The following is a 21,472-nucleotide window of genomic DNA, read 5'->3' as shown; positions in this document are numbered from 1 at the left end:
TGGAGCTCTGAACGTAATGTCGCTACCGCTGTTCTGGTTTATCGTGATTGCCTTCCTGTGGGTCGGGTACCTTTTCCTGGAGGGCTTCGACCTGGGCGTGGGCATGCTTATGAAGCTGATGGCCCGCGATGAAAAAGACCGCCGGGTACTGCTGAACACCATCGGTCCGGTGTGGGACGGCAACGAAGTATGGCTGATCACGGTCGGTGCAATGACTTTTGCGGCCTTCCCGATGTGGTACGCCTCGTTGTTCTCCGCCCTGTACCTTCCGCTGGTCCTGGTGCTGCTGGGGCTCATCTTCCGGGCCGTATCCATCGAGTACCGCGGCAAGCATGACAGTGACAGCTGGCGCAACCGCTGGGACTGGGGCATGGCCCTCGGCTCCTTCGCTGCTGCCTTCGGCGTAGGCGCCGCCCTCGGGCTGACCACCACGGGCCTGCCGCTGAATGAGAACGGCGACCGCGTGGGCGGCGCATTTGCCTGGCTGACCCCGTATGCGGTGCTGGGCGGCGTGGCAGTGGTGGCCTTCTGCCTGGTTCATGCCTGCGTTTTCCTGATGCTCAAGACCGACGGACAGATCCGTGACCGCGCCCGGCGCATCGTGATGCGCTGGCTGCCCGTGGGCATCCTGCCCCTGGCGGCATGGGCCATCATCGTGCAGTTCATGAACGCCAAGGTGCAGACCCTGCCCCTGCTGGTGATTGCGGTGGTGGGCGCCCTGCTGGCCTGGATCTACGCACGCCGGGGCCGCGACGGCCTGAGCTTCATCAGCCTTGGCATCTTCCTCGTGGCCGGCGCGGCGACCATCTTCGCCTCCATGTACCCCGTGGTGCTGCCCTCCACGCTGGATGCCGCCTGGAACCTTACGGTGGACAACGCCTCCGCCTCCCCGTACGCCCTGAAGGTCATGAGCTGGGTGGCCCTCTTCGGCCTGCCGGTAGTGGTGCTGTACCAGGGCTGGACCTACTGGGTGTTCCGTAAGCGGGTCACCACCGAGGCCATCCCCGCCCCCCACAGTTTCAAGAACCAGTGAAGCCCGTACTGCCCGTCAGTGCCACGAGCCGCCGGGCGCTGTACCTCCTCGGGCTGCTCGCAGCCATCAAGGCCGCGGGGCTGGTGCTGCTGGCCGACGCCGTAGCCGGCGGCATCGCGGGACTGGCCGAGGGCGGCCCCGACTGGAACCGGGTGTTCCTGCTCGGCATAGCCGGCGCCGTGCTGCGGTCCGTGGCCGTATGGGGCCAGGATACCGTGGCCCAGCGTGCGGCGGCCGGGGTGAAAGACGAACTGCGCCGGCAGCTGTCCGTGCGGGTACTGGCCGACGGCGGCACCGTCCCGGGGATGGGCAGCGGCGCGCTGAGCGTCCTGCTGACCCGCGGGTTGGACGGGCTGGACAACTACTACTCCAAGTACCTGCCCGCATTGGTGACCTGCGCCGTCGTACCCCTGCTCGTGGGTGCCCGGATCCTCGCCGCGGACTGGATCAGCGCCGTCACGATCGTGCTGACCGTACCCCTCATCCCGGTCTTTATGATTCTGATCGGCCTGCACACCGAGGACAAGACGGCCGCCGCGGTGGACGCGCTGAACCGACTCTCGGACAACATGCTGGAGCTGGCCAAGGGCCTGCCCGTGCTGGTGGGCCTCGGCCGTGCCCGTGCGCAGACCCGGGCACTGCGCGACGTCGCCGACCGCTACCGCACCACAACGCTGGCGACCCTGCGGGTGGCGTTTATGTCCTCGCTGGCGCTGGAACTCATTGCCACTATCTCGGTGGCCCTGGTGGCGGTATTCATCGGCGTCCGGCTGGTGCACGGGGGCATGCCGCTGGAACTGGGGCTGCTGGCCCTGATTCTTGCACCCGAGTGCTATCAGCCGCTGCGTGACCTGGGCGCCGCCCACCACGCCAGCGAGGACGGCCTCGAAGCACTGAACCGGACCAACGCTGTGCTGGACGCCCCGGCGGCCGTGCCGCTGGCGGGGGACGCAGCCGCCGCTCCGGAAACCCCCGGATCGGCGCTCGTGGTCAGGGATCTGACCGTCGCGTACGAAGGGCGGCCGCACCCTGCAGTGGAGAACCTGAGCTTCACCGTGCCGGCAGGTGCCATTGCCGCCCTGACCGGTTCCAGCGGGGCAGGAAAAACCTCCGTGCTGGAAGTCCTGGCCGGGCTCCGCCGGAACGGCGGGGACACCCGGCTGGCCGGCACCGTACAGGGGATCAGCCGCAAAACGCAGGCCTGGATACCGCAGCATCCGGTACTCGTCGAGGACACCGTTGCCCAGGAGATAGCCCTCTACGCTGGCTTCCCTGTGTACGGTGCCGGCAGTGCCGAAAGCCCGGACAGCCTGGACAACCCGGGCCGCACCGCAGCCCGGCGCGCACTGGAACGCATCGACGCCGGGCACCTCCTGGATTCCGCGACCGCCGACCTGAGCCCGGGCGAACAGCGCCGGGTGGCCGTGGCGCGGGCACTGGCCCGCGTCGAAGCGGATCCCGACGTCCGGATCCTGCTGGCGGATGAACCGACCGCACACCTAGATCCGCGAAGCGCCTCGGCTGTCCGTGCAGCCCTCGCCGCGCTGCGGGGACGGACCACCGTGCTGCTGGTGGCCCACGACGCCGCCACCGCAGCCATCGCCGACGCCGTGATTCCGGTTGAAGCAGGGGCGGGCGGAAGTCCGGCCCGGGAAGGCGTCAAGGGCAGGCATGCGGCATCCCTGGCAGCCGCTGCCCGCAGCGCCCCGGTGACGGTTCCGGCGGACGTTGGTCCGGCAGCTGCCGACGCCGGTCCCGGCCCGTTCGCCGGTTCGGCAGCCGGCAGCCCAGCCGCAGGCCCTGCAGCAGACACCGCAGCGGAGCCGGCCTCCGGCCATCAACCGCTGTGGAAGAACCTCCTGGTGCTGAAGCCGTGGAGCAGGCAGTTTGTCCTGGCCCTGGTGCTGGGCACGGGCGCCACCATGTTCGCCGTCGCGCTGACGGCCCTGTCCGCCTGGCTGATTGTGCGTGCCGCGGAGCAGCCGCCGATCCTGTACTTGCTCATGGCGATCGTGGGGGTGCGGTTCTTTGGCATCGGCCGGGCGTTGCTGCGCTACCTGGAGCGCCTCTCCCTGCATGACGCGGTGTTCCGGGCCACCAACACGCTGCGGGTCCGGCTCTGGAACGGACTGCTGCAGCGCCCCGAAGGCTGGCGCCGAGTGGCGCGGGGTTCGGGTGCGCTCGAACGCCTGGTGGGTGACGTGGACGAGCTGCGGGACATCGCGCCCCGGGTGGTCTTCGCACCACTGACCGGCCTGCTGACCGCCGTCGGCGCCTGCATCGTGACGTGGCTGCTGGTCCCGGAAGGCCTGGCGGTACAGGTGGCGCTCACCGTGGTGGGGATGGTCATCGCTCCGCTGCTGGCCCTGTTCGCGGATTCGGCGGCCCGTGCAGCCACCGTGAACCTGCAGGCCCGGTCCATGTCTTCCATGGCACGCCTGCTCACGGCGGCCTCCGACCTGGAAGCCAACTCGAGCTCGGGGCCGGTCCTGGCCCGTCAGGAGCAGTTCGAGGCAGCTGCGGCTCAGGCTGTCCGCCGCAGTGCCTGGGCCCAGGGGCTGGCGAATGCGATCACCGCCCTGGCCTGCTCCCTTGCAGCGCTGTACATGATCACCGCTTCGCAGGGCGCGCCGGCCACGGTGGCCGCGGTGGTGGTTCTGGTGCAGCTGGCGCTGATTGAGCCTTTTGTCGCAGTCAACGGCTCCATCCAGCAGTTCTCCGCATGGCGCACCCTCGGAGACAAGGTGCTGCCGGATCTGGGCACTGAAGACGTCGCACCCGATGACACCGCCGCGGAAACCGCTGCCCGGAAGAGCTTCGGCAAGGTCCAGGTACTGGAACTGGATAACATCCGGTACCGCTATCCCGGCGCTTCCGCAGATGTGTTGACCGGCGTGGACCTCTTGGTATCCGCAGGGGAGTGGGTGGCCGTCACCGGTCCGTCCGGCAGCGGCAAGTCCACCCTGCTCGGCGTGCTGCTCGGCTTCCTGCCGCCACGGAGCGGCACCTATCTGATCAACGGCGTTCCTGCGCAGTCGGTCCCGCAGGCAGCGCGGCGGATGGCGTGGTGCCCGCAGGAGGCGCACCTGTTCGACTCGACCCTCCGCGGGAACCTGCTCCTCGCCCGTGACCGGACCCTTGCCCCGACGGAAACGGAAATGATCGCCTCCCTCCGGGCTGTTGGCCTGGGGCCGCTGTTCGACACGCTGCCCGACGGCCTGGATACAGCCATCGGTGCCGGCGGGCATTTCCTCTCCGGCGGCCAGCGCCAGCGGCTTGCCGTGGCCCGTGCGCTGCTCGCGGCGGCCGACGTCGTCCTCCTGGATGAGCCCACCGCCCACCTTGATGCCGAGGCGGGAGCGCAGCTGATGGCCGACCTGAAGTCCGGCCTGCAAGGCAAGGCCGTAGTGGTCGTGACCCATAATCCGGCCGATGCTGCGTGGTGCGAGCGGGAGGTCTCACTGGGAGCGGTGCTGTTGTCCTAGGGTGGATGGATGCAGACGCCTTCCCCACCCCTGTTCCCCGGGTCGGAAACCGGCCTGCGCTGGCGCTCTATCGGAGCCGACGACGTCGACGCCTGGTACGCCCTGATCCGCAGGATAGCGGCGGCGGACAGACCGGGATGGGTGGAGGACCGCAGGGACCTGGAGCAGGCGCTGGAAACCAAGTCCGGCGATCCCGCGCAGGACACGCTGATCGGGCTGGATAAAACCGGTGCGGCCCGGGCCTACGGCCGGATCGCCTTGAACCCCGGATCGGAGACCGGCTCGGGCTTCGGCGGGGTGGACCCGCAGTGGCGGCGCCGGGGCATCGGGTCGAAGGTCTACCGCTGGCAGGAAACCCGCCTGCGCCAGCGGCTGCTCACCGAACACCGGAAACACGGGGTGCTGCGCACTTACGCCGAGGAATCCAACGCCTTCCAGGTGGCACTGCTGCAGTCCGAGGGTGCAGAGGTGGTCCGGTACTTCACCGAGATGAGCCGGCCGCTGGCCGGGGACCTGCCCGACGCGGTGCTGCCGGAGGGCATGGAGTTCCGGACCTTCAATGCGGAGATTTCGGACGCCGTACGCCGGGCGCACAACGAAGCGTTCAAGGACCACTGGGGCAGCGAGCCGCGGAACAAGGAACGCTGGGGATTCGCTGTGGACCATCCGCAGTTCCGGCCGAAATGGAGCTTTGCCGTGGTGGACGCCGCCTCCGGGGAGGTTGCCGCCTACCAACTGGCGAGCTTCGATCCGGAGAGCGAGGACATCCACGGCTACAAAGAGGGTTACACCATGCTCCTGGGCGTGCGGCGGGACTGGCGGGGACGGAAACTGGCTCCGGCGATGCTGCGTGAAGCAATGCGCCGGTTCCGGCAGGGCGGCATGGACAACGCCGGGCTCGGCGTGGACACGGAGAACCCGTCCGGGGCCCTGGGCCTGTACGAAAGCCTGGGCTACAAGCCCACGCACCGGGAAGTGGTCTTCGACAAGCCGGTGTTGTAGCAGGGTTCTAAGGGAAGAGCGCGCTACCGGTCTGCGGGGGCGGTGTCCGGAACCTCGAGGATCCAGATGGCTTCCGCCGCGGGCAGGCCCAGGTCCAGCGTCCGGCCGCCTGCCTCGATGGTCAGCGTGCCGGCATATGGCTGGCGCTGCACCACGGACACCATGGTGTCCAGATGAAGCCCCAGCCCGGCGAGGTAGCGCAGCAGTTCGGGTTCATTGTCGGAGACGCGGGCCACCGTGCCGCGGGAGCCGGGTTCGCACCGGCTCAGCCGCCGTGCATTCAGCACGGGAAAACTGCCGTCGGGGGCCGGGATCGGGTCGCCGTGCGGGTCACGCACGGGATTGCCGAGGCGGGCCGCCAGGGCATCCACCATCTTGTCCGATACGGCGTGCTCAAGGTGTTCGGCTTCGTCGTGCACTTCGTCCCAGCGGTAACCCAGGTACTCCACCAGGAAAGTCTCGATCAGCCGGTGCCTGCGGACCATGCCCACGGCAGCCTTCTCGCCCGCGTCCGTCAGGGCAATCGACCCGTAGCGTGCGTGGGTCAGCAGGCCCTGGCCGGTCAGTTTCTTGACCGCCTCGGAGACCGACGACGGCGAGAAGCCCATGTGGACGGACAGCGCGGACACCGTCAGGGGTTCATCCGTCCATTCCTGCGCGGTCCAAATGACCTTCAGGTAATCCTGGCTTGCTGTCGAGAGTTCACTGTGTGCCACGGATTCCACCTTACTGGCAGGACGCCGCCAGTCGGGAATAAATACCCCCTAGGGGTACTTGAATCGATACCCCGGCAGGGTATAGGTTGGAGACAGTCAAGGACAGGAGCAGAGGCAATGGACGCAGTGACGCAGAACGTTCCGGAAACCGTGGAGACCCACGACGGGCCGCACGGTTACGCGTCGGATAAGGACGCCTACCTCCGCCGGCTGCGCCGGATCGAGGGCCAGGTGCGGGGAATCGCGCGCATGGTCGAGGAGGACAAATACTGCATCGACATCCTCACGCAGGTCGCCGCCATCAACAAGGCGTTGCACGCGGTCAGCCTCGGGCTGGTCCAGGACCACATGTCCCACTGCCTGGTAGACGCCGCGCAGGAGTCCGAACGAACCGGCAACCCCGAGCTTGTCACCGCAAAGGTCCAGGAGGCGGCCGACGCCATCGGCCGGCTGCTCCGCTAGGACCGGCACCCGGTCCACCCACCCATCCAAAGGAAGAAGATTCGCATGGAAACCACCACACTGAACATCTCCGGCATGACCTGCGGCCACTGCGTCGCGTCCGTGACTGAGGAACTGGAGGCACTCGACGGCGTCGATAAGGTCTCCGTGGACCTGAACGCGGGCGGCATTTCAACCGCTACTGTCACAGCGAACCGAAGCCTCAGCCCCGCCGAACTGGGCGAAGCGGTTGCTGAAGCCGGTTACCTGGTGGTGGGCGCCGACGCGTAGCAGCCGCACAAAGCGCAACGAAGCGGACACTGCGGGCAGGAAGTAGGAAAAGGAAAGCATCATGGACACTCGCGAACAAGCGGCAACCAGGGCAGTCGAACTTGAGATCCAGGGCATGACGTGCGCTTCCTGCGTGGCGCGGGTGGAGCGCAGGCTCGGAAAGATCGACGGTGTCGAGGCCGCAGTCAACCTGCCGCTGGAAAGCGCGCGGGTCACCGCCCCTGCAGCGGTCACCGACCAGGAGATTGTGGACGCCGTGAATGCGGCGGGCTACACCGCCCGGTTGAAAACCCGGCAGCCTGCCCGGCCTTCCATCCACGAAGGGCACATGTCCGGTGAAGACCACATGTCCCACGGCGGAACAGCGGCACAGCTGCGTCCCCGGCTGATCCTGGCAGCTGTCCTCAGCGTTCCGGTCCTGCTCATTTCCATGGTTCCGGCACTGGCATTCCCGAACTGGGGATGGGTGGTGGCGCTGCTCGCGCTGCCCGTGGTGACCTGGTCCGCGTGGCCCTTCCACCGGGCCGCGGCCGTCAATGCCCGGCACCTTGCCTCCACCATGGACACCCTGGTCTCCATCGGCGTTGTGGCTGCGTACCTGTTCTCGCTGGGCCAGCTGGCCGTCGATCCGGGACTTACCGCGGATCCGGGCATGGGATCGGACCCGCACCTGTACTTCGAGGTCGCCTCCGTGGTGGTCACCTTCCTGCTGCTGGGCCGCTACCTGGAGGCCAACGCCAAAACCAAGGCAACGGATGCGCTCAAGGCACTGCTGAACCTCGGTGCCAAGGACGCAACCGTGCTGCGGGACGGGCAGGAGGTCCGCGTCCCCGCGGACCGGCTGGAAGTCGGCGACGTATTTGTTGTCCGGCCCGGAGAAAAGATCCCAGCTGACGGCGTGGTCCTGGAGGGCCGGTCCGCGGTGGATGCTTCCCTCATCACCGGCGAGTCGCTGCCGGTGGAGGTGGATGTCAACAGCCCGGTCACGGGCGCCACCATCAACACCTCCGGACGCCTGCTGGTGCGGGCCACCCGGGTAGGCAGCGAGACCACCCTGGCGCAGATGGGCCGCCTCGTCAGCGATGCGCAGTCCTCCAAGGCGCCGATCGCCCGGCTGGCGGACCGGATCAGTGCCGTCTTCGTTCCGGTGGTCCTCGCGATCGCGGTCCTGACGTTCGTGTTGTGGATGCTTCTCGTCGGCGACCTGCAGGCCGCCTTCACCGCCGCCGTGACCGTGCTGGTGATCGCCTGCCCGTGCGCCCTCGGCCTCGCCACCCCGGTGGGCCTGCTGACCGGAACCGGCCGCGGCGCGCAGCTGGGCATCCTCATCAAGGGCGCCCAAGTACTGGAGGACACCCGAACAGTGGACACCATTGTGCTGGACAAGACCGGCACCATCACCTCGGGCCGGCTGTCCGTGGCCCGGATCCGGCTGCTGGACACTGCTTCAGCAGACCTCACGACTGAAGACCTGCTGCGCCTGGCCGGCTCCGTTGAGGACGCCGGGGAGCACCCGATTGCCCGTGCCATCGCCGCCTCCGCACGTACCGGCCCCGGCACCGTACCGGTCACCGACTTCGATTCGGCACCGGGCGGGGGAGTCCGCGGCACCGTGGACGGACACCGCATAGTGGCCGGACGCCCGGCCTGGCTGGACGAAAACGGGATAGACCTGCCGGACGCTGCCTACGCCGCACTGCGGGAAGAGCAGGAGGCCGGCGCCACTGCCGTCCTGGTGGCGGTGGATCGCCGGGCCGCCGGAATCATCAGCCTGCAGGACACCGTCAAGGAGGGCTCCGCGGAGGCCATTGCACGGTTCCGCAGCCTGGGCCTGCATCCGGTGCTGCTGACTGGCGACAACGCGGTGGTGGCCGCGCAGGTCGCGGAACAGGTCGGAATTCCGGCGGAGGACGTGCTTGCCGATGTCCGTCCCGAAGGGAAGGTCGACGCCGTCCGACGGCTCCAGGCACAGGGACGCACGGTGGCCATGGCCGGGGACGGCGTGAACGACGCCGCGGCACTGGCCCAGGCGGATCTGGGCATAGCCATGGGATCCGGCACCGACGTCGCCATGGAAGCGGCGGACCTGACCGTGATGGGCAGCAGCCTGGGACAGGTGGCCACCGCCGTCGAACTTTCCCGGCGGACGCTGGCGACCATCAAGACCAACCTGTTCTGGGCGTTCTTCTACAACGCGGTGGGCATCCCGGTGGCAGCCTCCGGACTGCTCAACCCCATGATTGCGGGGGCTGCGATGGCGGCGAGCTCGGTGCTGGTGGTCGGCAATTCACTGCGGCTGCGCAGCTTCGGCAAATTAGGAAGCAAATAGGAAGACAGCCGCGCACTAAAAAACGGGCCGGCCGGGGAGCATTCAGCTCCCGGGCCCGCCCGTTTTTTGTTAATGCCTGATGTCAGCCCTGGCTTGGTCCTACGGCGTCCACCGCGTTGGCCAGGGGTACGCCGGAGCCGTCCCGCCGGCCGTGTTCGGTGGGCAGGGCCCGCGCCACTCCGTTGGCTGCGGATGCCTTCGCGGGGCCGTGTCCGGCCCAGGCCACGGACAGCGAATCTTCGCCCTTCAGGAAGCGGTGTGCCCGGACGCCGGCAGTTGCCCGGCCCTTGGCAGGGTATTCGGCAAACGGTGTCACCTTCACCGAGCCGCCGGGTGTGCCCGGCAGGGCCTCGGTGGTGGTTGAAACGGTGACGACGACGGCGTCGGGATCCTCCGCAGCCACGGCGCCGAAGAACACCGCGGCGTCGTCGGCTGCCAGCTTGATCCCGGCCACGCCGCTTGCCGTACGGCCCTGGGCGCGGACCGCGGAGGCAGGGAAGTGCAGCAGCTGCGCCGACCGGGTGATAAAGACCAGTTCATCCGTCTCGTCCGCGGCTACGGACACCCCGATGACCTCGTCCTTGGGCTTGAGCGTGATGGCTTCCCAGTCATCGCGGTTCAGCGGGTAATCCGGATTGACCCGCTTCACCACGCCGTTGCGGGTGCCGATGGCCACCACGGCGTTCAACGGGACGAGCCCCACCAGCTTTTCGCCCTTGCCCAGGGTCATGAATTCCTTGACGGGCACGCCGCCGGCAAGGTTCGGCAGGCCGGCGGTCGAGGGCAGTGCAGGCAGGTCAAGGACGGAGATCCGGATCATCCGGCCGGAGGAGGTCAGCGCCCCGATCTCACCGCGGGCGGTGGTCTTCACCACCGATCGGAACACGTCGTGGCGCACCCGCTGCCCTCCTTCGGCGAGCGGTTCCTGGTCCGAGGTCCGTGCCACCTGGCCGGAGGCGGACAGGATGGCCCAGCAGGGATCGTCCGGGATCTCCAGCGGAAGGACCGCCTTGGCGCCCTTGCCTGCGACGCCGGCGGCAGCGGTCACTGCCGCACCCTTCAGGGGTGAAGCGGCCTCCGATTCGAGCAGAACCGTACGCCGCGGCGTCGCGTATTTTGCCGCCACTTCGCCCAGTTCATCCGAGACCAGGGAGCGCAGCCGCTGCTCGGAGCCGAGAATCGCCTCGAGTTCCTCGATGGCCTTCCGCAGCTCGTCCTGCTCCTTTTCGAGTTCGATGCGGGAGTACTTGGTCAGCTGCCGCAGGCGCAGCTCGAGGATGTGGCTGGCCTGGACTTCGGTCAGGTCGTAGACGGCCATCAGCCGTTCCCGGGCCTGGGCCGTTTCATCCGAGGACCGGATGATCTGGATGACCTCGTCAATGTCCACAATGGCGATCAGCAGGCCCTCGACCAGGTGCAGCCGGTCCTGCTTCCGGCGAAGCCGGTAGGCGGTGCGGCGGCGGACCACACCGAGACGGTGCGCAACGTAGACCTGCAGCAGCTCAACCAGGCCCAGGGTCCGGGGCTGGCCGTCCACCAGGGTGACGTTGTTGATGCCGAAGGAATCCTCCATGGGCGTGAACTTGTACAGCTGGGCGAGCACGGCGTTGGGGTTGAACCCGTTCTTCAGCTCGATCACCAGGCGCAGGCCGTGGCTGCGGTCGGTGAGGTCCACAATGTCGGAGATGCCCTGCAGCTTCTTGGACGTCACGGCGTCCTTGATTTTTTCAATGACCTTTTCCGGGCCGACCATGTAGGGCAGCTCGGTGACCACCAGGCCGGTGCGGCGCGCGGTGAGCTGCTCCACTTCCACCTTGGCGCGGGTCTTGAAGGAACCGCGGCCGGTGGCGTAGGCATCGCGGATGCCGTCGAGCCCGACGATCCGTCCGCCCGTGGGCAGGTCCGGTCCGGGGATGAAGCGCATCAGCTCGTCCAGCCCGGCGTCCGGGTTGGCGATCAGGTGCTGGGTGGCGGCAATAACCTCGCCGAGGTTGTGCGGCGCCATGTTTGTGGCCATGCCCACGGCAATACCCGTGGCGCCGTTGACCAGCAGGTTGGGGAAGGCCGCGGGCAGGACTTCGGGCTGCTGGAGCTGGTTGTCGTAGTTCGGGACAAAGTCCACTACGTCTTCGTCCAGGTGATCCGTCAGGGTCAGGGCCGGGGCCGCCAGCCGGGCTTCCGTGTAACGGGCGGCGGCAGGACCGTCGTCGAGCGAACCGAAGTTGCCGTGGCCGTCGATCAGGGGCAGGCGCAGCGCCCAGTCCTGCGCCATGCGCACCATGGCGTCGTAAATGGCCGTGTCTCCGTGCGGGTGCAGCTTGCCCATCACCTCGCCCACCACGCGGGCGGACTTCACATGTCCGCGGTCCGGGCGCAGCCCCATGTCCGACATCATGTACAGGATGCGCCGCTGGACAGGCTTCAGGCCGTCGCGTGCGTCGGGGAGGGCACGCGAATAGATCACCGAGTAGGCGTATTCGAGGAAGGAGCCCTCCATCTCGGTGGTGACATCTATCTCGATGATGTTCTCGGCGATCTTTTCGCCGGGTACGGATTTGGAGACGGGTTGGCGCCGGGCCATGCTGTTGTCGAATCCTTGCAGTGTTAGGGGACAGGTGTTCCGCGCCGTACACAATCCACGCGGTGGGAAGCCACGCTGTACAGAGCGGGTGGATGACTATGGGGAAGTTTGCCCACTACTCTGATTCTATGGTGGAGCAGGGACATTACCCCGAATATTGGGAAGCCGACGTCGTGTTGCGGGACGGGGGGACCGGCCATCTGCGCCCCGTTTCCCCCTCCGACGCGGACGCACTGCAGGCCTTCCACATGCGGCAGTCGCAGAGTTCCATCTACCTGCGGTTCTTCACCTATAAGGCCAAGCTCACCAACAAGGAGCTGGAGCGCTTCACCAACGTCGACTACCGGGACCGGGTGGCGTTCGTCATCACCATCGGTGATGAAATCATCGGCATCGGCCGCTACGACCGGCTCGACGATCCCACCGAAGCCGAGGTTGCCTTCAACATAGCGGACGGCCACCAGGGCCGCGGACTGGGGTCCATCCTGCTGGAGCACCTGGCCGCCGCGGCCCGCGAAAACGGCATCCGCCGCTTCTCCGCGGAAGTCCTTCCCGAGAACCGCAAAATGATCGGCGTCTTCGCCGACGCCGGCTACGAGGTAAGCCGGCACTTCGACGACGGCGTGATCGCCCTGGACTTCAACATCGACCCGACGGAGAAATCGCTGGCAGTCATGGAAGCACGGGAACACCGCGCCGAGGCCCGCAGCGTGGCGGACCTGCTCTCGCCGTCGTCCATCGCCGTCATCGGGGCCAGCCGGGAATGGGGCTCGGTGGGCTACCAGCTGCTCGAGCACATCATCGAGGGCGGCTTCAAGGGATCCGTGTACGCCATCAATCCGGAAGCCTTCGAACTGGCCGGCATGATTTCCTACAGCCGGATCTCCGAAGTGCCGGAAACGGTCCAGCTGGCCGTCATTGCCGTGCCCTACGAACAGGTCCTGGAGGTGGCGGATGAATGCGCTGCCGCCGGGGTGAAGGCCCTGCTGGTGGTCACCGCCGGTTTCGGGCCGAAGGGCCCGGAGGGGCTGGCCCGGCAACGTGCCCTGGTCCGACGCGCACGGGCCCACGGCATGCGGGTGGTCGGGCCGGCGTCGCTGGGCCTGATCAATACCCGGCCGGATGTGTCCCTGAATGCTTCCATGGCACCGGCCCTGCCCCGGCGCGGGGGACTGGGGCTCTTCAGCCAGTCCGCCGCCATCGGCGTCCTGCTCTACGCCACTGCCCAGCGGCGCGCGCTGGGACTGTCGTCCACCATCTCCGCCGGCAACCGGGCCGACGTCTCCGGCAATGACGCCATGCAGTACTGGGAGGACGACGCCGACACCAAGGTTGTCGCGATGTACCTGGAATCGGTGGGGAACCCGCGTAAGTTCTCCCGCCTGGCGCGCAGGCTGGCGCGCACCAAACCCGTGATCGTCGCCAAGTCGGACGTGACCGGCCTCCAGCTTCCGCCCGGCCACGCCGTGCGCACCACGCAGGCCCCTCCGGGTGCCCTGGACGCGATGCTCCGCCAGTCCGGCGTCATCCGGGTGACCACCAACGAGCAGCTGATCGACGTGGCGCAGATCGCTGTCAGCCAGCCGCTGCCGCGCGGCCGCCGGGTGGCTGTCTTCAGCAATTCGGTGGCCCTGGGCCGTGTCCTGGCCGATGCCTGCACCGGCCTGGACCTGGACATCACCCGCCTCGAGGCGGAACTGGCCCTGGACACCGGGATGAGCGTGGCACTGCCGCAGCTGCGCCGGACGGTCACCGAGGTGCTGTCGGACGATTCGGTGGACGCCGGCGTCGTCGCGATTCTCCCGGCGCCCGGGCTGAGGACGGAAGCGATAGCCGCCGTTCTGGCGGAATGCGTGCAGGAGACCGGCAAGCCCCTGGTCGCTGCCTTTACCGGGATCGTGGATCCCAGGGCGCATGTTGAGGGACTGCTTGCGGCGGACCCCGATGTTGCAGGCGGCGGGTTGCCCTGCTTCAGCAGCCCCGGAGCAGCGGTCACCGCCCTGGCCTCCGTGGTGCGCTACACCGAGTGGGCGCAGCGGGACCACGGCAGTTTCGTGGAGCCTGCCGGTGTCGATACCGAGGCAGCGTCGGCCTACCTCGATTCACTCATGGACCGGGTGGAAGGTGACGCCCTGACCCGGCTGGACCCGGAGCAGACGGCAAGGCTCCTGGAGTTCTACGGCATTTCCGTGCTGCCCGCCGTCAGTTTTTCCACACCGGATGAGGCAGTGGCCGCCGCCGAACAGCTTGGCTGGCCGGTGGCGGTCAAGACCCGCGAAGGGCATCTGCGCCACCGCCTGGACCTTGGCGGGGTACGGCTGAACATTGCCACGCCGGAGGCGCTGCGAACCAACATCGAGCAAATGCACCAGGCGCTGCGCCGCTACGGCGAATTCGAAATGGAAGTGCAGTCCATGGCCAACAGCGGGCAGGGCTGCCGCATCCGCGCCATCGAGGATCCGCTGCTGGGACCGGTGATTTCCTTCGGACTTGCCGGTGACGCCACCAGCCTGCTGGACGACTGGGCGCACGGCGTTCCGCCGCTGACGGACCGCGACATTGCCGACCTGGTGCGGGCACCGCGTTCAGCTGCCAAGCTCTTCGGCTATCAGGGACTGCCCGAAGCCGACATCGCCGCGCTGGAGGACCTCATCGCCCGGCTGGCCGTCCTGAAGGATGAGCATCCGCAGATCGCGCTGATCGAGATCAACCCGGTTCTGGTCTCCGCCGACGGGGTCACCGTGCTGAGCGCCGACGTCCGGCTGGGCAACCCGCAGCGCCGCACCGACAGTGCCCGGCGCGCAATGCGGGACTGATCTTTTCCACCACCCGCGCGCCATTTAGGCATGAAGGGGCGGTCTGGGGGAAACTGGAAGCATGTCGCCGTTACTTTCCGCTGAACGCCGCAGCCTTGACGCATCCATGGAACGGGCAGGCTTCTACCCGACGCTTTTGGCCGACGTGGTCCACGATGCCCTCGACGGCCGCGAACCGCTGTCCCATCTGATCCACCTTGAAACGCATTTTGAGCGTACCGAGGTGCACCGCCACATCACGGTCCTGGTGTTGACCGAAGACATGCTCGTTATCACCCACGTGGATGACCAGCAGCTGGACGAGGCAGGCGAGCAGATGATGGCGCAGGTCTCCACCGAATCCGTACCGGTAACGCAGATCCGTTCCGTGGTGCTGGGCTACATGTACGCCCAGCCGCAGAACTACAAGCCGTCGGACCCGGCGCGGGAGATGACCCTCGCCATTGCCTGGTCCGGCGGACAGCGCCTGGACATGGGTCCCGCCGGCTGTGCGGACCCCCAGTGCGATGCGGACCACGGCTACACCGGCACCATCGCACAGGAAGACATTGTGCTGCGCGTCAGTGCGGAAGCCGACGGCGCCCAGGCGGTTCAGAACGCCAAGGCCTTTGCCCGCGCCCTGCGTAAGGTGAACACCGATACCACGGCGGTTCCCCGCCCGATGGACGGCGGCGACCCGCGCCAGCGCATGCCCGGCATCGGCGGACGCTTCAACCGCGCCCACCCGCAGCGCTAGCACCGTGGCATCAAACCCCGCTGCTCCCGACCTCCTGCCCGCCGCACCGGCCTACGGAACCCGTTCCGTAGCGGACGTGCTGTCCAGCGCCGCCGCCGTGCTGGGCGTTCCCGGCTATGTAAACCTGCTGTCCCTTCCGGCAGCCCGGCGTGTCTGCGTAGTGATGGTGGACGGGCTGGGACTGTCCCTGCTTAAGAAGCGCGGCGGGCACGCCCCCTTCCTGAAGGGATTCCTGCCCAAGGCCCGCACCCTGAGCGCTTCCTTCCCCACCACCACGGTTGCCTCGCTGGCATCCCTGGGCACGGGGCTTCCTCCCGGCCGGCACGGACTCGTGGGCTACGACGTCCTGGACCCGAACCAGGACAAAGTAGTAAACATGCTCGGTTCCTGGGATCCGGGAGTGGACCCGCTGCAGTGGCAGCCCTATCCCACCATCCTGGAGACTGCCGCCGAGCATATCCCGGTGGCCACGGTCAGCCTGCCCCGCTTTGCCGACTCCGCACTGACCCGCGCCGCGCTCCGGGGCGGCACGTTCATCCCGGCAACCGGGGTACACGCCCGTGTATCGGCAGCTGTCGACGCACTGGCAGGCGCGGACCGCATGCTGATGTACCTCTACTGGAATGAACTGGACAAGGCGGGGCACCGGTACGGTGCAGCTTCCCCCGAGTGGGGCAACGAGCTGGAAGAACTCGACAGCGCCCTGAAGCGGCTCGTGGCCAGGGTGCCTGCCGGCACCCTGGTGGTGTTGACCGCAGACCACGGCATGGTCGACGTAGCTGCTTCCCAGCGGTTCGATTTCAGTACCCAGCCGGAACTGATCGACGGCGTCCGGCACACGGCAGGGGAGCCGCGCATGGTCCATCTGTATCTGGAACCTGACGCGGGCAATGATGCGCTTGGCCGGCTCAAAGCCGCGTGGCAGACCGCCTACGGGACCCGGGCATGGATTTTCACCCGCGAGGAAGCAGTGCGTGCAGGCTATTTCGGATCCGACGTGGATGCCGCTGTCCTGCCCCGTATCGGCGACCTCATGATCGCCGCCCGCGAGCCGATCGCCCTGTTCGACACGCGCCGGGTGGCTGCCTCGGCGCTGGAGGTCACCGGCCAGCACGGGTCGCTCACCAAGGCGGAGTGCGAAGTCCCCCTCCTGGTCCTGGCACAGCCTGAAACACGCAAGCGCACTACGGTGCAGGGAGCAAAGTAGCCATGGCGGAACTGGTCTTTTTCTCAGGCACCATGGACTGCGGCAAATCGACGCTCGCGCTCCAGATGGATTACAACCACAGCGCCCGCGGCCGCGGCGGGATCCTGTTCAGCCGCAATGACCGGGCGGGGGAGTCCATGATCTCCAGCCGCCTCGGACTGCAGACGCCGGCAGTCGAGGTGCGTGACGACACGGACTTCTGGGCCGAGGTGCTGCACTGCCGGGGTACAGGGCACAACGTGGACTACCTCATCTGCGACGAGGCACAGTTCTACAGCGCCGCACAGGTCGAGCAGCTGGCCTCCATCGTGGACGAGATGGATATTGACGTGTTCGCCTTCGGCATCACGTCCGACTTCCGGACCCGGTTGTTCCCGGGGTCGCAGCGCCTGGTCGAGTTGGCGGACCGCATGGAGGTCCTGCAGGTCCGCGCCCTGTGCTGGTGCGGCCGCCGCGCTACCCATAACGCCCGGACCGTGGACGGCGTGATGGTAACGGAGGGGGACCAGGTGGTGGTTGGCGACGTCGAGTCCCGCACTCCGGCTCCGGCCGTTTCCGCCGAAGCGGAGCTGCCTCTGTTTGCGGACGAGCCCTTGTTCGAGGACCGTCCCTTGTTCGACGATCAACCGTTGTTTGACGCCGACGAGCTGCTTGCAGCCGGCGGCGCCGGGTCCCCGACGGGAACCGAAGCCGCCCCTGTCATCGGCTATGAAACGCTCTGCCGCCGGCACTACATGCGCCGGGTCACCGCGCAGCAGGCAGCCGCCCTCGCAGACGCAGCAGAATCGGCGTCGGTGTGTTGTGTGGAGACGAAGCCGGAAACGTTCCGACCCTAGGCGACGCCGCCCTGGGCCAACGCGCGCCGGTCACCGTCACGGGCAAGCGTGCTTCCGGCCCGGCCGGCGCCAAGGATGGCGGTCGCGGATGTTATCCGGGACTAGTCGCCCTTGGTGCCGAAGACAATCTCGTCCCAGGACGGGACCGAGGACCGCTTGGGCTTGATGGCGCGCCGCTCCTGGGCACTGTCGTCCTTGCCCTTATCGGCGTCGGATTCCTCCGGCTGCTGGCCCTTGCCCCCGCTGGGCAGGCGGTCCCACGGGAAGTCTCGTCCGGCGTTTTTGCGGGCGGAGGGTTCCGCCGGTGCCTCATCCGGAACAGCGGTCTCTGCTTCCGCAGGCGGGTTGGGCGTTTTCTCGTCGATACCGCCTGCGGCAGGTTCCCGGGTTGCACGCCGGCGGAAGGGCCGCGCCAGGACACTGATTTCCCGGGTCTGGGTAACGCTGCCGGGAAGGGCCACGGGATCCACCGGATCGTCGCTGTCTGCGGACTCGACCGAAGGCGCCAGGGTCAGGCGGCCGGTACGCGGCCGCTTGGCATTGCTCTCGTCGTCCTCCGTGTCGGGGCTGCCTTCCCGCGGGTGCGCCGCGGGGACGCTGCCCTTGGACAGCAGTGTTGCCAGCGCGTCGTCGCCGTCTTCATCGCTGCCCAGCCGCTGGCCGCGCCGCGACCGCAGGACTTCGAGAATGTCGTCGGTGTCGTCGGAGGACGCACCGCCTTCTGCTTCGAAATCGAAGACACGGTCCGCGACGGCGGCCAGGCGGCGGGTGGGCACGGGAGTGTCCAGCGGTTCCAGTTCGCTCAGGACCTGCGCCCAGCGGTTGGTGTTCGTAACGCTCTTGCGCAGCGGGCTGAAGATCCAGCGGGCGGGCGGTTCCTCGCCGATGGCGACCCGGGACTTCTCGGTGAGCTCGAAGCGGGCCACCACTTCCCAGGTTCCATCCGGGCGGCGCCACGCGTCCCACTCGACCGAATCGGGGTCCACGCCGAAGGACCGCAGGCGGTGCAGCACCATGTCGCCGAGGTTAACCGGATTCTCGCCGAAGGCGCTGCGGTAACCGTCGTGGGTGGCGGACATGGGTGCGGCAACCTCGACGCCCTGCGCCTGCCGCGCAACGTATTCACGCTCGGCGAGCACGGGACCTTCATAGCGTCGGATGTGCGCGAGGTCGTGGCCGGAAAGTTCGGCAACCTCTTCGGCGCTGGCGCCGGATCGGATGCGGGCCTGGATATCCCGCGGAGTCATGGTGGTGCCGGCCGCCGGAGCAACCTGCGGTGCGGACCGGTGTGCGGGGCGCGATGCCGCTACCCGGAGGGCTTCATCAATCCGGAGACGGAAGGTTTCCCCGCCCTTGCCGCTTAACAGCAGATGTTCGCCACCTTCATGGACACCCACCAGCCGTAGATCCTGCATCAAAAAGTCCTCCACCCGATAGCAATTCCTTCTTGAAACAATGCCATCCCCGGCGCCGAAAACCTAAGCTTTGCCCGGGTGTGGCGCATTTGGAAAGGGTGCAGGATGGACGGCCCGGCGCGGGAGCGCGTGTCCCGAGCGGCAGCCGGTTCGCTTTTTCACCCCATGTGGGTAAAAATCTCTGCTTTACGGGCACAAAACAGGTATCCGTGGCGTTGATATCTCCGAGTCACCGACGCGGGTCCGGGGAGCCGGTCCAACCCGGGGCTCAGGCAGCAGCGAACACCATACAAACGGACGGCGAGATAAGACACTATGGCGACAGATTATGACGCCCCGCGCAAGACCGAGGAAGACGCCGGCGAAGAGTCGATAGAGGAGCTCAAGACGCGCCGCACGGCTGTGCCGTCAGCCCTCGTGGACGAGGACGAGGCTGAGGCGGCGGACGCCTTTGAGCTCCCCGGGGCGGACCTTTCCGGCGAGGAACTGCTGGTCCGGGTCCTTCCGGCGCAGGCTGATGAGTTCACCTGCGCCTCATGCTTCCTGGTTCGCCACCGCTCACAGATAGCCCTGGAAAAGAACGGCATGTTTTACTGCGTGGACTGCGAGGGCTGATTCAGCGCCCGGAGGTGAGTGCTTCGACCAGCTTTTCCGGACGGCGCGTGGAGGTCAGCCAGTACGGCGTGCGGTCCGCCGGATCCGTAATTTCAATGCGGACCACAGGGGAGATCCAGCCGCGGATGCACATGTAGGACGTAGCGTTCAGCGCGGGCCCGCGCTGCATCGTGGCGTCTTCGCCGCGGAAGGCCTCGACCTTGCCGATGAAGCGGCGCTCGATCTGCGCCCGCCCAACCTGCAGGGTTTCGGGGGTCACCCGGATCTGGGGGGTCGAGATCACCAGGAGCACTGCAAAAATGACCGCGGCGACTACGGCGCCGGTGATGCCGGCCCCCAGGCTGATCGGGACAAAAACAAGGATGCAGGCTGCGGAGAGGAGGGCGGCGACGAACCAGATCCCGAAGGAAGGTGTGAGGCGTTCGGAGTACAGGACGGTGCCGGCGGAGCTCTTTGACGAAGGGCTCTTTGCAGAAGGGGATGACATACCCCCAGCTTTTCACCTTTGGCGGGGCATTTCATCCCGCGCCGTGCCGGTGGGCAAATGCCCGGCGACCGCACAGGAAAACGCGCTAAAGTGTGGTGGTTGGCCCGGGGGCCGGGGCGAACGTCTCTGCCTCCCGGATGCTTCCACCGCCCCCGCAGCCGCCCCCGGCTGCTGTTGTTGGAAATCTATTGAAACCGGAGAAACTGGTGCAAGGTGCAGGGACCACGCTGAAGGTACAGCTGAAAATGCTCGACGACGGGCTGGAACCGCCGTCGTACGCGCACCCCGGCGACGCCGGAGCCGACCTTCGCTCCCGGATCGATTTCACCCTCGCCCCGGGGGAGCGGCAGCTCATTCCCACCGGTGTTTCGCTGGCCCTGCCTTTCGGCTATGCAGCTTTTGTCCATCCCAGGTCCGGGCTCGCCACCAAGCACGGCATCAGCATCGTCAACGCGCCCGGGACCGTGGACGCCGGGTACCGCGGAGAAATCTCCGTCACCCTGATCAACACCGACCTCACGCAGCCGGTGACGCTGCGGCGCGGCGACCGGATTGCCCAGCTGGTGATCCAGCGCGTGGAAACGGCCGAGTTTGTTCCCGTCGATGAGCTCCCGGATTCCGTCCGGGGAGCCGGCGGGTTCGGGTCCACCGGAGGATTCACCGCCGTTCCCGCCTGACCCGCACCCGGACCGCGGACAGCGGCCGTACTAAGAACTTGCAGACAAGAGAGAAGGAACTTCGGTTATGGCATTTGGGCGGCGTAAGAAAACCAAGGCAGAGGAAACCGCCGGGGCAGCAGCGGAGAACACATCCGCAACCGATACGGACACGGCAAACGCCGACGCCGGCAGTGACGCCGTGCAGGCTCCGGCGGCAGGCGGCCCCTACGACCTCAGCGAGCGTCCCTCCGAGGAAGGCTACGTTGATCTCGGAGCGCTCCGGATCGCCGCGTCCCAGGGGCTGCAGCTGCGCCTGGAAGTTGAGGAAAAGACCCAGCGCGTGGTTGCCGTGACGCTGGACCTGGAGGGATCCAGCCTTCAGCTGCAGGCCTTCGCCGCACCGCGGTCGGAGACCCTCTGGGACGACATCCGGGAACAGATCGGCAAGTCGGTGGGATCACAGGGCGGCACCGTGGATGAACTCTCCGGTACGTTCGGAACCGAGCTGCTGGCCCGGGTGCCTGCGCAGGCACAGGACGGCTCCAAGGGGTACCGGGTGGCCCGCTTTGTCGGCGTCGACGGTCCCCGCTGGTTCCTTCGCGGCGTCTTCGGCGGCCCGGCAGCCATGAATCCCGAAGCCGCCGGCCCCCTCGAGGAAGTCTTCCGCAACGTAGTGGTGGTCCGGGGCGAGCAGCCCCTGCCGCCGCGCGACCTGCTGCAGCTGCGCCTGCCCCGCGATGCTTCCCCGCTCCCGCGTGCCAACAAGGGTGCCGCTAAGCCCGCCGCACCCGAGCGCGGCCCGGAAATCACGACGATCGGCTAA

The 21,472-nt window shown here is 67.5% G+C and carries 17 protein-coding genes; 13 read left to right on the top strand and 4 right to left on the bottom strand.

Annotation, left to right across the window (positions count from 1 at the left end; translation table 11 throughout):
• The first annotated feature begins 16 nt into the window (after window positions 1–16).
• The 3 genes from cydB to NNX38_RS11090 are packed head-to-tail and all read left to right on the top strand — an operon-like array spanning window position 17 to window position 5,520.
• Window positions 17–1,033: a cytochrome d ubiquinol oxidase subunit II gene (gene cydB / locus NNX38_RS11100; RefSeq protein ID WP_255798040.1), complete on the top strand. Its 1,017-nt coding sequence runs from the start codon at window positions 17–19 to the stop codon at window positions 1,031–1,033.
• On the top strand, window positions 1,030–4,518 hold the full coding sequence (gene cydD, locus NNX38_RS11095; protein WP_255798039.1) for a thiol reductant ABC exporter subunit CydD: 3,489 nt from the start codon (window positions 1,030–1,032) through the stop codon (window positions 4,516–4,518). Before cydB ends, cydD begins: the two co-directional genes overlap by 4 nt.
• 9 nt (window positions 4,519–4,527) lie before the next feature.
• Window positions 4,528–5,520: a GNAT family N-acetyltransferase gene (locus NNX38_RS11090; protein ID WP_255798038.1), complete on the top strand. Its 993-nt coding sequence runs from the start codon at window positions 4,528–4,530 to the stop codon at window positions 5,518–5,520.
• A 23-nt stretch (window positions 5,521–5,543) separates the two neighbouring features.
• Here NNX38_RS11090 and NNX38_RS11085 read toward each other — a convergent pair whose 3' ends face one another.
• The gene (locus tag NNX38_RS11085; RefSeq protein WP_255798037.1) at window positions 5,544–6,236 is read right to left on the bottom strand and encodes a metal-dependent transcriptional regulator; all 693 of its coding nucleotides are present in this window, start codon (window positions 6,234–6,236) and stop codon (window positions 5,544–5,546) included.
• Between the two features lie 117 nt (window positions 6,237–6,353).
• Here NNX38_RS11085 and NNX38_RS11080 point away from each other — a divergent pair, with 117 nt between their 5' ends.
• From NNX38_RS11080 to NNX38_RS11070, 3 genes are all read left to right on the top strand, one after another.
• On the top strand, window positions 6,354–6,698 hold the full coding sequence (locus NNX38_RS11080; protein ID WP_255798036.1) for a metal-sensitive transcriptional regulator: 345 nt from the start codon (window positions 6,354–6,356) through the stop codon (window positions 6,696–6,698).
• Between the two features lie 45 nt (window positions 6,699–6,743).
• Window positions 6,744–6,968, top strand: a complete 225-nt coding sequence (locus NNX38_RS11075; protein ID WP_255798035.1) for a heavy-metal-associated domain-containing protein — start codon at window positions 6,744–6,746, stop codon at window positions 6,966–6,968.
• A gap of 61 nt (window positions 6,969–7,029) precedes the next feature.
• Complete coding sequence (locus NNX38_RS11070; RefSeq protein ID WP_255798034.1) at window positions 7,030–9,297, top strand: cation-translocating P-type ATPase; 2,268 nt, start codon at window positions 7,030–7,032, stop codon at window positions 9,295–9,297.
• Between the two features lie 82 nt (window positions 9,298–9,379).
• Here the strand turns inward: NNX38_RS11070 and NNX38_RS11065 are convergent, their stop codons facing one another.
• Entirely contained in the window at window positions 9,380–11,878 is a 2,499-nt protein-coding gene (locus tag NNX38_RS11065; protein WP_255798033.1) for a DNA topoisomerase (ATP-hydrolyzing) subunit A, read from the bottom strand.
• Between the two features lie 128 nt (window positions 11,879–12,006).
• Here NNX38_RS11065 and NNX38_RS11060 point away from each other — a divergent pair, with 128 nt between their 5' ends.
• The 4 genes from NNX38_RS11060 to NNX38_RS11045 all read left to right on the top strand — a co-directional run bounded on the left by NNX38_RS11060 (window position 12,007) and on the right by NNX38_RS11045 (window position 17,473).
• Window positions 12,007–14,694, top strand: a complete 2,688-nt coding sequence (locus NNX38_RS11060; protein ID WP_255798032.1) for a GNAT family N-acetyltransferase — start codon at window positions 12,007–12,009, stop codon at window positions 14,692–14,694.
• Window positions 14,695–14,755: 61 nt separating this feature from the next.
• Window positions 14,756–15,430, top strand: a complete 675-nt coding sequence (locus tag NNX38_RS11055; RefSeq protein ID WP_229952220.1) for a DUF5998 family protein — start codon at window positions 14,756–14,758, stop codon at window positions 15,428–15,430.
• A gap of 4 nt (window positions 15,431–15,434) precedes the next feature.
• Window positions 15,435–16,637: a nucleotide pyrophosphatase/phosphodiesterase family protein gene (locus NNX38_RS11050; protein ID WP_255798031.1), complete on the top strand. Its 1,203-nt coding sequence runs from the start codon at window positions 15,435–15,437 to the stop codon at window positions 16,635–16,637.
• A 2-nt stretch (window positions 16,638–16,639) separates the two neighbouring features.
• The gene (locus NNX38_RS11045; protein WP_255798030.1) at window positions 16,640–17,473 is read left to right on the top strand and encodes a thymidine kinase; all 834 of its coding nucleotides are present in this window, start codon (window positions 16,640–16,642) and stop codon (window positions 17,471–17,473) included.
• A 101-nt stretch (window positions 17,474–17,574) separates the two neighbouring features.
• Here NNX38_RS11045 and sepH read toward each other — a convergent pair whose 3' ends face one another.
• Window positions 17,575–18,888: a septation protein SepH gene (sepH, locus tag NNX38_RS11040; RefSeq protein WP_255798029.1), complete on the bottom strand. Its 1,314-nt coding sequence runs from the start codon at window positions 18,886–18,888 to the stop codon at window positions 17,575–17,577.
• A gap of 315 nt (window positions 18,889–19,203) precedes the next feature.
• Between sepH and NNX38_RS11035 the strand changes: the two genes are divergently transcribed.
• Window positions 19,204–19,503: a DUF4193 domain-containing protein gene (locus NNX38_RS11035; RefSeq protein ID WP_255798028.1), complete on the top strand. Its 300-nt coding sequence runs from the start codon at window positions 19,204–19,206 to the stop codon at window positions 19,501–19,503.
• 1 nt (window position 19,504) lies between these two features.
• On the opposite strand, the gene NNX38_RS11030 is transcribed toward NNX38_RS11035, so the two are convergent.
• Window positions 19,505–19,990, bottom strand: coding sequence for a DUF3093 domain-containing protein (locus NNX38_RS11030; RefSeq protein WP_255798027.1), 486 nt, complete (start codon window positions 19,988–19,990; stop codon window positions 19,505–19,507).
• Window positions 19,991–20,178: 188 nt separating this feature from the next.
• Between NNX38_RS11030 and dut the strand changes: the two genes are divergently transcribed.
• Window positions 20,179–20,667 carry a dUTP diphosphatase gene (gene dut / locus NNX38_RS11025; RefSeq protein WP_255798026.1) on the top strand — a complete coding sequence of 163 codons (489 nt, stop codon included), beginning with the start codon at window positions 20,179–20,181 and terminating at the stop codon, window positions 20,665–20,667.
• A gap of 67 nt (window positions 20,668–20,734) precedes the next feature.
• On the top strand, window positions 20,735–21,472 hold the full coding sequence (locus tag NNX38_RS11020) for a DUF3710 domain-containing protein (protein ID WP_255798025.1): 738 nt from the start codon (window positions 20,735–20,737) through the stop codon (window positions 21,470–21,472).

This window comes from Arthrobacter sp. zg-Y238, assembly GCF_024385525.1.
GTDB lineage: Bacteria > Actinomycetota > Actinomycetes > Actinomycetales > Micrococcaceae > Arthrobacter_B > Arthrobacter_B jinronghuae.
This window is presented reverse-complemented; position numbering and strand designations above follow the sequence as displayed.

Excerpts from the sequence above, each read along its gene's own strand:
- sepH (WP_255798029.1), bottom strand. The coding sequence starts at position 18,888 with ATGCAGGATCTACGGCTGGTGGGTGTCCATGAAGGTGGCGAACATCTG.
- NNX38_RS11020 (WP_255798025.1), top strand. The coding sequence starts at position 20,735 with ATGGCATTTGGGCGGCGTAAGAAAACCAAGGCAGAGGAAACCGCCGGG.
- NNX38_RS11045 (WP_255798030.1), top strand. The coding sequence starts at position 16,640 with ATGGCGGAACTGGTCTTTTTCTCAGGCACCATGGACTGCGGCAAATCG.
- NNX38_RS11035 (WP_255798028.1), top strand. The coding sequence starts at position 19,204 with ATGGCGACAGATTATGACGCCCCGCGCAAGACCGAGGAAGACGCCGGC.
- NNX38_RS11070 (WP_255798034.1), top strand. The coding sequence starts at position 7,030 with ATGGACACTCGCGAACAAGCGGCAACCAGGGCAGTCGAACTTGAGATC.
- cydB (WP_255798040.1), top strand. The coding sequence starts at position 17 with ATGTCGCTACCGCTGTTCTGGTTTATCGTGATTGCCTTCCTGTGGGTC.
- NNX38_RS11060 (WP_255798032.1), top strand. The coding sequence starts at position 12,007 with ATGGTGGAGCAGGGACATTACCCCGAATATTGGGAAGCCGACGTCGTG.
- NNX38_RS11030 (WP_255798027.1), bottom strand. The coding sequence starts at position 19,990 with ATGTCATCCCCTTCTGCAAAGAGCCCTTCGTCAAAGAGCTCCGCCGGC.
- NNX38_RS11055 (WP_229952220.1), top strand. The coding sequence starts at position 14,756 with ATGTCGCCGTTACTTTCCGCTGAACGCCGCAGCCTTGACGCATCCATG.
- NNX38_RS11075 (WP_255798035.1), top strand. The coding sequence starts at position 6,744 with ATGGAAACCACCACACTGAACATCTCCGGCATGACCTGCGGCCACTGC.
- NNX38_RS11065 (WP_255798033.1), bottom strand. The coding sequence starts at position 11,878 with ATGGCCCGGCGCCAACCCGTCTCCAAATCCGTACCCGGCGAAAAGATC.
- NNX38_RS11090 (WP_255798038.1), top strand. The coding sequence starts at position 4,528 with ATGCAGACGCCTTCCCCACCCCTGTTCCCCGGGTCGGAAACCGGCCTG.
- NNX38_RS11080 (WP_255798036.1), top strand. The coding sequence starts at position 6,354 with ATGGACGCAGTGACGCAGAACGTTCCGGAAACCGTGGAGACCCACGAC.